Annotated in this window: 11 protein-coding genes; 6 read left to right on the top strand and 5 right to left on the bottom strand. The window is 69.9% G+C overall.

The annotated features are described in order from the left end of the window. Positions 1-8: 8 nt before the first annotated feature. The 4 genes from OG870_RS19405 to rsmI all read right to left on the bottom strand — a co-directional run bounded on the left by OG870_RS19405 (position 9) and on the right by rsmI (position 4,095). A complete protein-coding gene (locus OG870_RS19405; RefSeq protein WP_405624488.1) occupies positions 9-1,481 on the bottom strand; it encodes a ubiquitin-like domain-containing protein in 1,473 nt (490 codons plus the stop codon). Positions 1,482-1,645: 164 nt separating this feature from the next. Beyond that, complete coding sequence (locus tag OG870_RS19410) at positions 1,646-2,545, bottom strand: TatD family hydrolase (protein WP_327691177.1); 900 nt, start codon at positions 2,543-2,545, stop codon at positions 1,646-1,648. 46 nt (positions 2,546-2,591) lie between these two features. Continuing rightward, positions 2,592-2,990, bottom strand: coding sequence for a hypothetical protein (locus OG870_RS19415; protein WP_266924654.1), 399 nt, complete (start codon positions 2,988-2,990; stop codon positions 2,592-2,594). Positions 2,991-3,234: 244 nt separating this feature from the next. After that, entirely contained in the window at positions 3,235-4,095 is an 861-nt protein-coding gene (gene rsmI, locus OG870_RS19420; protein WP_327691178.1) for a 16S rRNA (cytidine(1402)-2'-O)-methyltransferase, read from the bottom strand. Positions 4,096-4,205: 110 nt separating this feature from the next. On the opposite strand from rsmI, the gene OG870_RS19425 reads away from it, so the two are divergent. From OG870_RS19425 to OG870_RS19445, 5 genes are all read left to right on the top strand, one after another. Further along, positions 4,206-5,948 carry a dolichyl-phosphate-mannose--protein mannosyltransferase gene (locus tag OG870_RS19425; RefSeq protein ID WP_266840012.1) on the top strand — a complete coding sequence of 581 codons (1,743 nt, stop codon included), beginning with the start codon at positions 4,206-4,208 and terminating at the stop codon, positions 5,946-5,948. 115 nt (positions 5,949-6,063) lie between these two features. Then, the gene (locus OG870_RS19430) at positions 6,064-6,570 is read left to right on the top strand and encodes a DUF6232 family protein (protein ID WP_266515890.1); all 507 of its coding nucleotides are present in this window, start codon (positions 6,064-6,066) and stop codon (positions 6,568-6,570) included. Next, complete coding sequence (locus tag OG870_RS19435) at positions 6,567-6,881, top strand: hypothetical protein (protein ID WP_327691179.1); 315 nt, start codon at positions 6,567-6,569, stop codon at positions 6,879-6,881. The genes OG870_RS19430 and OG870_RS19435 overlap by 4 nt, the downstream gene beginning before the upstream one ends. A gap of 164 nt (positions 6,882-7,045) precedes the next feature. Beyond that, on the top strand, positions 7,046-8,677 hold the full coding sequence (locus OG870_RS19440) for a penicillin-binding transpeptidase domain-containing protein (protein ID WP_327691180.1): 1,632 nt from the start codon (positions 7,046-7,048) through the stop codon (positions 8,675-8,677). 93 nt (positions 8,678-8,770) lie between these two features. After that, entirely contained in the window at positions 8,771-10,447 is a 1,677-nt protein-coding gene (locus OG870_RS19445) for a penicillin-binding transpeptidase domain-containing protein (protein WP_327691181.1), read from the top strand. An 18-nt stretch (positions 10,448-10,465) separates the two neighbouring features. On the opposite strand, the gene OG870_RS19450 is transcribed toward OG870_RS19445, so the two are convergent. Then, complete coding sequence (locus tag OG870_RS19450; RefSeq protein WP_266515901.1) at positions 10,466-10,813, bottom strand: SsgA family sporulation/cell division regulator; 348 nt, start codon at positions 10,811-10,813, stop codon at positions 10,466-10,468. 176 nt (positions 10,814-10,989) lie between these two features. On the opposite strand from OG870_RS19450, the gene OG870_RS19455 reads away from it, so the two are divergent. Then, positions 10,990-12,045 carry an energy-coupling factor ABC transporter permease gene (locus OG870_RS19455; protein WP_327691182.1) on the top strand — a complete coding sequence of 352 codons (1,056 nt, stop codon included), beginning with the start codon at positions 10,990-10,992 and terminating at the stop codon, positions 12,043-12,045. Position 12,046 lies beyond the last annotated feature (1 nt).

Below are 12,046 nucleotides of genomic sequence, written 5' to 3' on the forward strand. Positions count from 1 at the left end.
GCCGCCGCTCACCCGCGCAGTCGTACCCCGCAGTGCGGCCAGGGGCTCGCCCCCCGGCGCACGTACAGCTTCTTCGCACGCAGCGTCTGCTCCGCCGCCGGCGCGTCCTGCGGCCGCCCACTGCCGCCGACACTGTGCCAGGTACGGGAGTCCAGCTGGTACAGGCCGCCATAGGTCCCCGAAGGATCGACGGCGTGGGACCGTCCGCCCGACTCACAGGCCGCCAGGCCCTTCCAGTTCAGGTCGTCGGCGCCGTGCACGGACGTGGGCAGCGGTTTGGTGCCGACCTTCACGATCTCGGACTGCGGCTCGCGCACCACCTCCGAGTCGGTCGCACGCGGCTTCTGCTGCACGCCGTTGACGGTGCGCAGGGAGTAGGTGACCCGCCGCAGCCCGGGCTGTCCGGCCCGCTCCACGACCTCCGTCCCCTTGAACAGCAAGGGGTCGTCCGTCCGCTCCACCTTGAACGGGATCGCCTCCTCGCGGACCTCCTTGGAACCCCTGATCCGCAGCACGGTGACGGTCTGCCCGTCGCGCGGGAAGCTGTCCGCCGGCACGGACGTGGTGTCCTCGCCCTGCATCGTGACGCCGGCTTGCTGGACGGCCTCGCGCACCGTCGCGGCGTTCGTGCGGAGGGTGCGGGCGTGACCGTCGGCCATGATCGTCACGGAGCGCTCGGTGCGTACGTCGAGTGCGAGCCCGGCGCGCCCGATGGGCTGGGAGCGCGAGACGGACATGTAGGCGCCCTGTGCGCGCACTCCGAGTTGTTCGAGCGCCTCCTGCACCGTGTGCGCGGTCGTCCACACCTCGCGCCGGTGTCCGTCGATGGTGAGCCGCACGGGGCGCCCGTAGTGCACGGCGACCTCGTCACCGCTGGCGAGCGGCGTGCCGGGGGCGGGCGCGACCACGTCGTGCGCGCCCACCTCGACGCTCTCCTGCGAGAGCAGTTCGGTCACGTCGTCCGCGAAGGTGTGCAGGGTGCGCGGGGTGCCGTCGACCGTCAGCTCGACGGCCTTGTCCTTGGCGACGAACGCGGTGGTGCCGCCGGCCAGGAAGGCGACGACCAGCGCCTGGGGCAGCAGCCGACGCACGGTGGTGTCCGAGCGCTCCATGTAGCGGGGCCTACGCCGGCGGGCGGCCCTTCGGCCTCCTTCGGTCGCCTCGGCGCGGGCCGCGGGCCCGGCGGGCCTGGCGGCCCTGGCGGGCGCGGGTGGCGGCTCGCCCGTCGCGCTCCCCGCCTGCCGCGGAAGGACCGGCCCGGGCGTCTCGGCCGACCCGGACATCGCGGCAGACCGGGCCGACTCGTAGGCGGGCCGGTACGTGTCACCGTTCGCCCCGGGCATCCCGTACGCCAGCGTCTGCGCGCTGTGCACGTCGAAACCGCCGTACTCAGGCGGCGGGTAGCCCGGATTCGGGCCGGGCGACTCATACGTCTCGTACTGCGAGTCCTTCGAGTACTGCGAGAACTGCGAGTTGCTCACGCCGACACGCTCCAGGGGCCGGAGGGGTCCAGAGGGGTCCGGATCGGGCACCAGAACCTAGCGGAGCGAGTGTCACTCTCCAAAGCGGCGCAACTACACAGGGTTGCGGTGGGGCCCGAGTCGAACCCGCCCCGCGTTACCGGAGGGTTATGTACCGGGCACCCTCAGTAGCCGAAGACCAGCGCGGTGTTCGCGGCGAGGGCTGTCGCCAGCGCGTCCTCGTCGATGCCCCGCACGGCCGCCATCGCGCGCACCGTGACCGGAATGAGATACGGGGCGTTGGGCCGTCCGCGGTACGGCGCCGGTGTCAGGAACGGCGCGTCGGTCTCCACGAGGACCAGCTCCAGCGGTGCCACGGCGAGCGCGTCCCGCAGATTCTGGGCGTTCTTGAAGGTGATGTTGCCGGCGAAGGACATGAAGTATCCGGCGCGGGCGCACAGTTGGGCCATCTCGGCGTCGCCGGAGTAGCAGTGGAACACCGTCCGCTCGGGGGCACCCTCCTCCTTGAGGATGCGCAGCACGTCCGCGTGGGCGTCGCGGTCGTGGATGACGAGGGCCTTGCCCTGCCGCTTGGCGATCTCGATGTGGGCCCGGAAGGAGGCCTCCTGGGCGGCCACGCCCTCGGGGCCGGTGCGGAAATGGTCGAGGCCGGTCTCGCCGACGCCCTTGACCTGAGGGAGTGCGGCCAGGCGCTCGATCTCGGCGAGCGCCTCGTCGAGCGCCGCCGTGCCGCCCGGTTCCCGCGCGCCCTGCCGGGACCAGCCGTCGGGGTCTCCGTGGACGATGCGCGGCGCCTCGTTGGGGTGGAGGGCGACGGTCGCGTGGACGGCGTCGTACAGTCCCGCCGTCTCGGCGGCCCACTGCGAGCCCCTGACGTCGCAGCCGACCTGCACGACCGTCGTCACACCCACCGAAGCGGCCTTCGCGAGGCCCTCCTCGACCGTGCCGGACTGCATGTCGAGGTGGGTGTGGGAGTCGGCGACGGCCACCCGGAGGGGTTCCGGGAGCGGGGGTGCGGTCTTCTCGCCGGTCTTCTCGCCGGGGCCGGAGGTGTTCGAAGGCATGCCCCGATCCTACGAAAGGGGCATGCCCGCCCCGCTGCCGGAGCTGTCAGCTCGCCTTGCGGAAGGGGTGCAGGAGATCGGACAGATGCCAGTGGTGGTCCCGCTGCCCGGCCCCGTCGGACGTCTGCTCCGACGCCTCGGCCTGGGGCGTCCGGCGCTGCTGCGGGTGCACGGCGTCGCGCACGGACGAGACCTGCCCCGGCCGCATGATCCGTACGACATGGCTGTCGCAGTTGTGGCACGTCGGCTTGGACAGCGGTGAGGGCACGACCTGGCCGTCGGCCACGTACATCACGAACTGGTGGCCCTCGACGTCCTTGTGGTGCTCTATCTCGTACGACTGCTCCCAGCCGTGCCCACAGCGCATGCAGGCGAAGGAATACGACTCGTGCACGACTGCGGTCGCCGCACCGCGGAGGCCGGACTGCCCTGCGATCTCACTCATGCCAGCTCCTCTTGTCCGCTGGACAAAGGGACGGGTGCGTCCCTTCGACCAGTGGACGCTTCCGCCGGAGCGAATGCATCAAGGCTGTCGACTGTTGGAGTCGATTTGGACTTTCCTTGCCGTACCGGCCCCCGCGAGCCCTGTGGGCTTTGCTTAGCGAGACAGTCTTTTGCCTGCTCGTGGGGCGCCCGCTCAGGAGAGATGCGCCCTGCTCAGAGGCGGTGTGGCGGACTTCACGAAGTCCTCACGAACCACTCGTGGACGCGGCGTTCTTCGCGGCCACAACCGCGTCGAAGACCTCTCGTTTGGGCAGCCGCGCGTCGGCGGCGACGGCCGCGATCGCCTCCTTGCGCCGCTCCCCCGCCTCCTCGCGCACCCGGACCCGCCGCACCAGCTCGGCGGCGTCGAGTTCTCCCGGCCCCTTCTCGGGCGCGCCCTCGACGACCACGGTGATCTCACCGCGCACCCCCTCGGCCGCCCATGCCGCCAGCTCGGCCAGCCCGCCGCGCCTGACCTCCTCGTACGTCTTGGTCAGCTCCCGGCACACGGCGGCCCGCCGCTCGGCCCCGAACACCTCGGCCATGGCGGCGAGGGTGTCGTCGAGACGGTGCGGGGCCTCGAAGTAGACGAGGGTCCGGCGCTCCTCGGCGACCTCCCCCAGGCGCGTCAGCCGCTCCCCCGCCTTGCGCGGCAGGAACCCCTCGAAGCAGAACCGGTCGACGGGCAGCCCGGACAGCGCGAGCGCGGTGAGCACGGCGGACGGGCCGGGCACGGCGGTGACCCGGATGTCCTTCTCGACGGCGGCGGCGACCAGCCGGTACCCGGGGTCGGACACGGACGGCATCCCGGCGTCCGTGACGAGCAGCACGCGCGCGCCGCCGACGAGTTCCTCGACGAGTTCGGGCGTACGGGCCGACTCGTTGCCCTCGAAGTACGACACGATCCGCCCCTTGGGCGTGACGCCCAGCGCCTGCGTCAGACGCCTCAGCCGCCGGGTGTCCTCGGCGGCGACCACGTCGGCGCCGGCCAGCTCCGCCGCCAGCCGGGGCGGCGCGTCCGCGGTGTCGCCGATGGGGGTGCCCGCCAAAACAAGGGTTCCAGTCACCTCCCCATCCTCCCAGGGGCGACCGGGTGCGCAGGGACACGGGCGGACGCGTCCGGCTCGTTACCGCACATGCACGGGACTCACACAGCACCGTTCCCTACGATGGCGCGGTGACCAGTACCGCGTCCTCCCCGGACACCCGGCAAGGCCAGACCCCGCACGACCAGCCGCCGTCGTGGCAGCAGCGGCTGCGCCGTTTCGGATACACGGCGGGGCCGAGAAGCGATGTGCGCGAGCGCCTGGTGCCGTCGTACGTGCAGCCCAGCCCGCGGTTGTGGCAGGTCCTGGGCGTGCCGAAGGCGCTCGCCGAGCGGATCGCGCGCTGGTCGGGCTGGGGCGGTCCGCTGCTGGTGACGCTGATGGCGGGTGTGATGCGGTTCTGGCACCTGGGCAGCCCGAAGGCGGTGATATTCGACGAGACGTACTACGCCAAGGACGCGTGGGCGCTCGTCCACCGCGGCTTCGAGGTCAACTGGGACAAGGACGCCAATGATCTGATCCTCTCCACGAACGGCCACGTCCCGATCCCGACGGACGCGGCGTACGTCGTGCATCCGCCGGTCGGTAAGTACGTCATCGGGCTCGGCGAGCTGCTCTTCGGGTTCGACCCCTTCGGCTGGCGGTTCATGACGGCGCTGCTCGGGACGCTGTCGGTCCTGATGCTGTGCCGTATCGGGCGCCGTATCTTCCGCTCGACCTTCCTCGGCTGTCTGGCCGGCGGGCTGATGGCGGTGGACGGCCTCGCCTTCGTGATGAGCCGTACCTCGCTGCTCGACGGCGTGCTGATGTTCTTCGTGCTCGCGGCGTTCGGCTGTCTGGTCATCGACCGTGACAGGGCGCGGGAGAAACTCGCGGCCGCGCTCCTGCCGGACGCCGACGGCCATGTCCGCCCGGATCCGCACATCGCCGAGACCACCCGTCTGGGATGGCGCCCCTGGCGCTGGCTGGCCGGCCTGATGCTGGGCCTGGCCATCGGCACCAAGTGGAACGGCCTGTACATCCTGATCGCCTTCTGCGTGATGGCGGTCCTGTGGGACGTCGGCTCGCGCAAGGTGGCGGGCGCCCGGCACCCGTACGGCGCGGTGCTCAAGCGCGACACGGGCATCACGTTCCTGGCCACGGTCCCGGTCGCGATCGCGACCTACCTCCTGTCCTGGACCGGCTGGATCCTCTCCCCCGCGAACGGCTCGGGCGGCTACTTCCGCAACTGGGCCGCCACCGACGGCAAGGGCGGCAGCTGGACCTGGCTGTTCCCCGACTGGTGGCGCAGCCTGTGGCACTACGAGCACGAGGTCTACAAGTTCCACGTCGGCCTGCATTCGCCGCACACCTACATGTCCAACCCGTGGAGCTGGATCGTCGACGGCCGCCCGGTCTCGTACTTCTACGAGTCCCCCTCGGCCGGCCAGGACGGCTGTCCCGCCGACGCGGGCCAGAAGTGCGCCCGTGAGGTCCTCGCGATCGGCACACCGCTGCTGTGGTGGGTGGCCTGCTTCGCGATCCTCTACGTCCTCTACCGCTGGCTGCTGCGCCGCGACTGGCGCGCGGGCGCCATCGCCTGCGGCATCGCGGCCGGCTATCTGCCCTGGTTCCTGTACCAGGAGCGGACGATCTTCTTCTTCTACGCCGTCGTCTTCGTGCCGTTCCTGTGTCTGGCGGTGGCGATGCTGCTCGGCGCGGTGATCGGCCCGCCCGGCTCCAGCGAGACCCGCAGGGTGGCCGGGGCGACGGGCGCGGGCGTCCTGGTCCTGCTGATCGCCTGGAACTTCATCTACTTCTGGCCGCTGTACACCGGCACGGCGATCCCGGTCGACGACTGGCGTTCCAGGATGTGGCTGGACACCTGGGTGTAGCCACATTCGACTGGAATACGGTCAAAAAACGCCACTTCATATCTTATGCAATTTCCACACCCGGAAATTCAATACCGTCTACTCCTCTTTCGGAAAAACAGGGGGGAAGTGACGCATGTCGTATTCGCGCGACATCACCGACGTGCACGTCAGCAAGGGTGCTCTGTGGATCGGGTCTGACACCTATCCGCTGCGCAACATCGCGCGCACGTCGATGCGGGAACTGGTACCCAATCGCGCCGCGGCCCGGTCGAAGTTCATCAAGGGCGCGATCATCCAGGCCGTCGTGCTGCTCTTCGGCCTCGGGCTCATGGGGGCGTCGGCGGTGGTCGGCATCGTGATCGTCCTCGTCGCGCTCGGCCTCGCCCTCCGCGGCTGGCTCGAACTGCAGAAAGTACTGGAGGCGCCGACGCTTTACGTCCTGCAGATCACCACGTCGGGGACTCCGCAGACCGCGCTGACCAGCGACGACAAGAAGCTGATGGACCAGCTCTTCCACCAGCTCATGGAGGCGATGGACAACCCCGAGGTCCAGTTCCACTACCAGATGCCGACGTACAACATCAGCGGCGACAGCATCTACCAGTACGGCGACCACAACGTCGGAAAGGTGACCACATGAGCGGCGACTCGGTGATGCAGTGGGGGGACCGCAACATCGGCATCATCAAGAACCAGGGCGCCGTGAGCCCGCAGGCGGCACTGGAGCAGCTGATCGAGGCGGCGCTGGCACTGCGCGGACAGGTCCCCGCGAGCGATCGCCAGACCCTCGACACCTCCGTCGAGGTGCTCCGCGCCGGCTCGACACAGGACCGGGGACGGCTGCGCGGGGCGCTGGCCTCGATCGCCGGAATCGCCGCCCTGGTCGGCGAGGTGGGCGCCCCCGTCGTGAGTGCGGTGAACAGCCTGGTGGAGGCGGCCGGATTCCGGTGAGGCCTTTCGGCGGCTCTCCGGCGAGCCGCATCAATCGGGAAACTCACGCCCCATCCGACACCTCCGCCGCGTAGTGTGCCCGTGCGGGATCCTTCTTGAACACGTTCAGAAAAGGTTCGGAGAGGATCCCGCACACCACACAACGGGGTACGGGGAGGAGAACCATGGGCAGGGGGGTCAGAACCGCTGTCATCGGCAGCGTGTTCGCCGTGATGGTCGGCGGTGCCGGCTACGGCGCCTTCAACATCGTGTCCGCGCTGAACGGCGACGGCGGAGGCTCGGGGTCGAGCGGACCGGCGCCGGAGCGGACCGGGCCGCCCAGCAGCGGCGAGATCAAGCAGGCGTCGGCGAAGTTCTTCACGGCCTGGGAGCGGGGGAAGGCGGCCGAGGCGGCGACGTACACGAACAACGACGCGGCGGCCGGTCCGCTGCTGACCGCCTACGGCCAGGACGCGCACATCACCGGCGTGAAGATCACGCCGGGCACCGCGAGCGGCGCCACGGTCCCTTTCACGGTCAAGGCGACGGTGTCGTACGAGGGCAGGTCCAAGCCCCTCACGTACAAGAGCGAGCTGACGGTGGTGCGGGGCAGGACCACCGGCCGGGCGCTGGTCGACTGGCAGCCGTCCGTCGTCCATCCCCAGCTGCAGAAGGGCGACACGCTGGTCACCGGTGAGTCGGCGAACCCCGAGATCGAGGCCGTGGACCGGGGCGGCGCCGTACTGACCAAGGAGAAGTACCCGTCGCTGGGCCCGATCCTCGACGAACTGCGTGCCAAGTACGGCGAGACCTCGGGCGGTACGCCCGGTGAGGAGCTGTCCATCCGGCACGAGGCCGAGGGCTCGGCCGACACGACGCTGCTCACGCTGGCCAAGGGCAAGCCGGGCAAGCTTCGGACCACGCTGAGCGCGAGCGCTCAGGCGGCGGCCGAGACGGCGGTGAAGAAGTACGCCGAGTCGTCCGTGGTGGCCGTCAAGCCGAGCACGGGTGAGGTGCTGGCGGTCGCCAACCACCGTGACGACGGCTTCAACGCCGCGTTCCTGGGCAAGCTGGCCCCCGGCTCCACGATGAAGATCATCAGCGCGGCCACGCTCATAGACAACGGCATCACCAGCATGAACGGCCCGGCTCCCTGCCCGAACAAGGCGGTGTGGCAGAGCCAGACCTTCCACAACCTCAAGCGCATGCAGCCGAACGAGAAGGCCACCCTCTCCGAGAGCTTCGCCCGCTCCTGCAACACGGCGTTCGTGAAGTACGCGGACGAGGTGAAGGTGGACTCCCTCACGAACGAGGCGGAGAACCGCTTCGGTCTCGGCAGGGACAACTGGAAGACCGGCATCCCGTCCTTCGACGGCTCGGTCCCGGCCTCCGGCGGCCCGGACACGGCGGCGAACATGATCGGCCAGGGCCAGGTGCAGCTGAGCCCGCTGAACATGGCGTCGGTGACGGCGACCGCGATGACGGGCGGCTTCCGGCAGCCGGTCATCGTCTCGCCGAAGCTCGACGACCGCGAACTCGCCACCGCCCAGGGGCTGCCCGCGGGTACGGTCGCCCAGCTGCGGGCGATGATGAACCGCACCGCCACCAGCGGCACGGCAGCCGGCGTGATGGCGGGCCTGAGCGGCACCGTCGGCGCGAAGACCGGTTCCGCCGAGGTCGACGGGCAGTCCAAGTCCAACAGCTGGTTCACGGGTTACCGCAATGACATCGCCGCCGCGGCCATGACCCAGGACGGCGGCCACGGCATCGACGCGGCCGGCCCGATTGTCGCAGCTGTGCTACGGAGTGGCGGCTGAAGTCACCCGTACAGGACGGGACTCTAGGCTGTTGGCGTCGTTGGGATGGTTGGGGGCAACGGGGACCCTGGGATCTGCGGAGGATCGGGAGCAGTGGGCAACAGAAGGCGCGTCGCCGAGCGACGGAAGACCAAACCCGCCGTGGTCGGCGGGATGATCGCCGTGGTGATCGGCGGCGCCGGCTTCGCCGCCTACGCGCTGTACGGCGGCGGGGCGGCGGCCGACGACCGGACGTCGACGTCGTCCGCGGGCGCCGACCACAAGGACATCAAGACCGGTCCGCTGTCCGCGACCGAGGTGAAGACGGCGGCCCAGGGCTTCCTGGCGGCCTGGCAGCAGGGCAAGGTGACGAAGGCGGCCGCCGTCACGAACGACTCGGCGGCGGCCACCGCCCTGCTGACCGGCTACACCAAGGACGCCCACATCACGGGCGTCACACTCACCGAGGGCACCCGCACCGGCGACAAGGTCCCCTTCTCCGTCAAGGGCACGGTGTCGTACAAGGACACCAAGAAGCCGCTCGCGTACGACAGTTCGCTGACGGTCGTGCGCAGCAAAACGGACGGCAAGCCGTACGTCGACTGGCACGCCTCCGTCGTGCACCCCGACCTCAGGGACGGCGACACCCTGGTCACCGGCGAGTCCGGTACGCCCCCGGTCAAGGCGTACGACCGCGACGGCGGCGAGCTGACGGCCGCCAAGTACCCGTCACTGGGCCCGGTCCTGGACGGACTGCGGGAGAAGTACGGCAAGATCGCCGGCGGCAAGGCGGGCATCGAACTGCGCGTACTGCGCGGCAAGGCGTCCGAGAAGGCCAAGTACTCCGACAAGACGCTGCTGGCCCTGAGCAAGGGCACGCCCGGCTCGGTGAAGACGACGCTCAGCCCGACGCTGCAGGCGGCCGCCGAGCAGCAGGTGGCCAAGCAGGCGAAGGCGTCCGCGGTCGTGATGCGCCCCTCGACCGGCGAGATCCTGGCCGTCGCCAACACCTCCCACGGCTTCAACGTCGCCTTCCAGGGCTCCCTGGCGCCGGGCTCCACGATGAAGATCGTGACGTCGACGATGCTCTTCGAGAAGGACCTCGTCCACCCCGACGAGTCGCACCCGTGCCCCAAGACGTACAAGCTCGCCGGCTGGACGTTCCACAACGACGACGACTCGGAGATCAAGAAGGGCACGTTCAAGCTGGCCTTCGGGGCCTCCTGCAACAACGCCTTCATCAACTTCGCGCCGAAACTGTCCAACAGCGACCTCACGCAGGAGGCCCAGCAGGTCTACGGCCTCGGCATGAACAACTGGGCCATCGGTGTCCCGACCTTCGACGGCGCGGTCCCGGTGCAGAGCGGCGCGCAGATGGGCGCCTCCCTGATCGGGCAGGGCGGTGTCCGCATGAACCCGCTGAACATGGCGTCGGTGGCGTCCACCGTGGAGTCGGGCACCTTCCACCAGCCGTATCTGGTCTCCCCGAGCGTGGACCACCGCACGCTGGCCAAGGCCTCGCGCACGATGTCGTCGAAGACGCAGGCCGAGCTGAAGGACGTCATGCAGTACACGGCGGCGTACGGCACGGCGTCCAAGGCGATGGCGGGCCTCGGCCCGAACTACGGCGCGAAGACGGGTTCGGCGGAGGTCGACGGCCAGAAGAAGCCCAACGGCTGGTTCACGGCGTTCCGCGGCGACCTCGTGGCCGCGGGCGTGGTCCAGGCGGGCGGCCACGGCGGTGACACTGCGGGTCCGATCGTGGCGGCACTGCTGAGGATGGGCGGCTGATCAGCGGTCAGCGGCTGATCAGCGGGTGACGGGCGCGGCCGCCATGTAGGTGCGGCGCAGGAACCGCAGCAGGGACTTGGTCTCGAACTGCACCACCGAGACGCCCTGCGCCGAATGGAACTCGACCACGGCCTGCACCCTCCCGCACGGCCATACGCGAACCTCTCCGCTGCCGGCCGGGGCGCGCAGGCCCTGTTCCAGGAGCGAGCGCGAGAACGTCCACTCATGAGTCCCGGGGAGGCCCACCCGTACCGAGCGCGGGTCGGTGTCGGGGTCGTAGCGCAGGACGACGGGGATCGTCTCGTCGTCGGGGATGACAGCGTCCGTGACGATGTGGGCTCGTGCGTACTGTTCGACTACAGCCATCGTGACGGACCTCTCACGCTGCGTGATCTGTGTGGAAGCTGTGCGTCCACCCTTCTCTAATGTCCCATATTTTCCGAATCACGCCCCCTGACGCAGAACAACTCACCTGCGCCGGGAACAGTGCACGAGGCACTCGCTCTTGCAAGGAGTTCGCAACAAGCCACTATCATCGAACGGTGCATGTGCCCGACGGATTCATCAACGCTCCCCTCTCCGCCGTGACCGGTGTCGCCGCCGCGGGTGCCATCGCCGTGAGCCTGCGCGGCGCGCGCCGCGAGCTCGACGAGCGCACGGCTCCGCTGGCCGGCCTCGTGGCGGCGTTCATCTTCGCCGTGCAGATGCTGAACTTCCCCGTCGCGGCGGGGACCAGCGGCCATCTGCTGGGCGGCGCGCTCGCGGCGATCCTCGTCGGCCCCTTTACCGGGGTTCTGTGCGTGTCCGTCGTCCTGCTCATGCAGGGCATCCTCTTCGCGGACGGCGGCCTGACCGCGCTCGGCGTGAACATCACCGACATGGCGATCGTCACGACGGTCGTCGGATACGCCGTCTTCCGCGGCCTGGTGAAGGTGCTGCCCCGCAGGCGGCGCTCGATCACTTTCGCCTCCTTCGTCGCCGCGCTCCTGTCCGTGCCGGCCGCCGCCTGCGCCTTCACCCTCATCTACGCGATCGGCGGCACCACCGACATCGCCATCGGCAAGGTCGCCACCGCGATGATCGGTGTGCACGTCCTGATCGGCATCGGCGAGGCGGTCATCACGGCGCTGACCGTCGGCGCGGTCGTCGCCGTACGTCCGGATCTCGTGTACGGCGCGCGCGGCCTGGAGCAGAAGCTCAAGCTGCGCGTGGACGGCGCACTCGTAGACGTGCCCGCCGTGCCCGCGAGCTCCGCGCCCGTCGCGGCGCGCACCTCCCGTCGAGGGCTGTGGATCACCGGCCTGGTCACCTCTCTCGTCCTCGCCGGGTTCGTCAGCTTCTACGCCTCGGCCAACCCCGACGGCCTGGAGAAGGTCGCCCACGACAAGGGCATCGACAGCAGGACCGAGAAGCACACGTCGTCCGACTCCCCGCTCGCCGGCTACGGCGTCAAGGACGTGTCCGACGCCCGGCTGTCCGGCGGCCTCGCGGGCGTGATCGGCGTCGGTGTGACCGTCGTCGCGGGCAGCGCGGTGTTCTGGGCGGTGCGCCGGCGTCGTACCGCCGACGTGTCTCCCACCAGCACGAGCGCCGTCTGAC

Origin of the sequence: Streptomyces sp. NBC_00461, assembly GCF_036013935.1 — a bacterium.
In the GTDB taxonomy this organism is placed as follows: domain Bacteria; phylum Actinomycetota; class Actinomycetes; order Streptomycetales; family Streptomycetaceae; genus Streptomyces.

What these genes read in the sequence shown, in the direction of transcription:
- OG870_RS19450 (WP_266515901.1), bottom strand. Translation starts at nt 10,813, where the DNA reads ATGGCTGTAGTCGAACAGTACGCACGAGCCCACATCGTCACGGACGCT.
- OG870_RS19410 (WP_327691177.1), bottom strand. Translation starts at nt 2,545, where the DNA reads ATGCCTTCGAACACCTCCGGCCCCGGCGAGAAGACCGGCGAGAAGACC.
- OG870_RS19440 (WP_327691180.1), top strand. Translation starts at nt 7,046, where the DNA reads ATGGGCAGGGGGGTCAGAACCGCTGTCATCGGCAGCGTGTTCGCCGTG.
- OG870_RS19430 (WP_266515890.1), top strand. Translation starts at nt 6,064, where the DNA reads ATGTCGTATTCGCGCGACATCACCGACGTGCACGTCAGCAAGGGTGCT.
- OG870_RS19415 (WP_266924654.1), bottom strand. Translation starts at nt 2,990, where the DNA reads ATGAGTGAGATCGCAGGGCAGTCCGGCCTCCGCGGTGCGGCGACCGCA.
- OG870_RS19435 (WP_327691179.1), top strand. Translation starts at nt 6,567, where the DNA reads ATGAGCGGCGACTCGGTGATGCAGTGGGGGGACCGCAACATCGGCATC.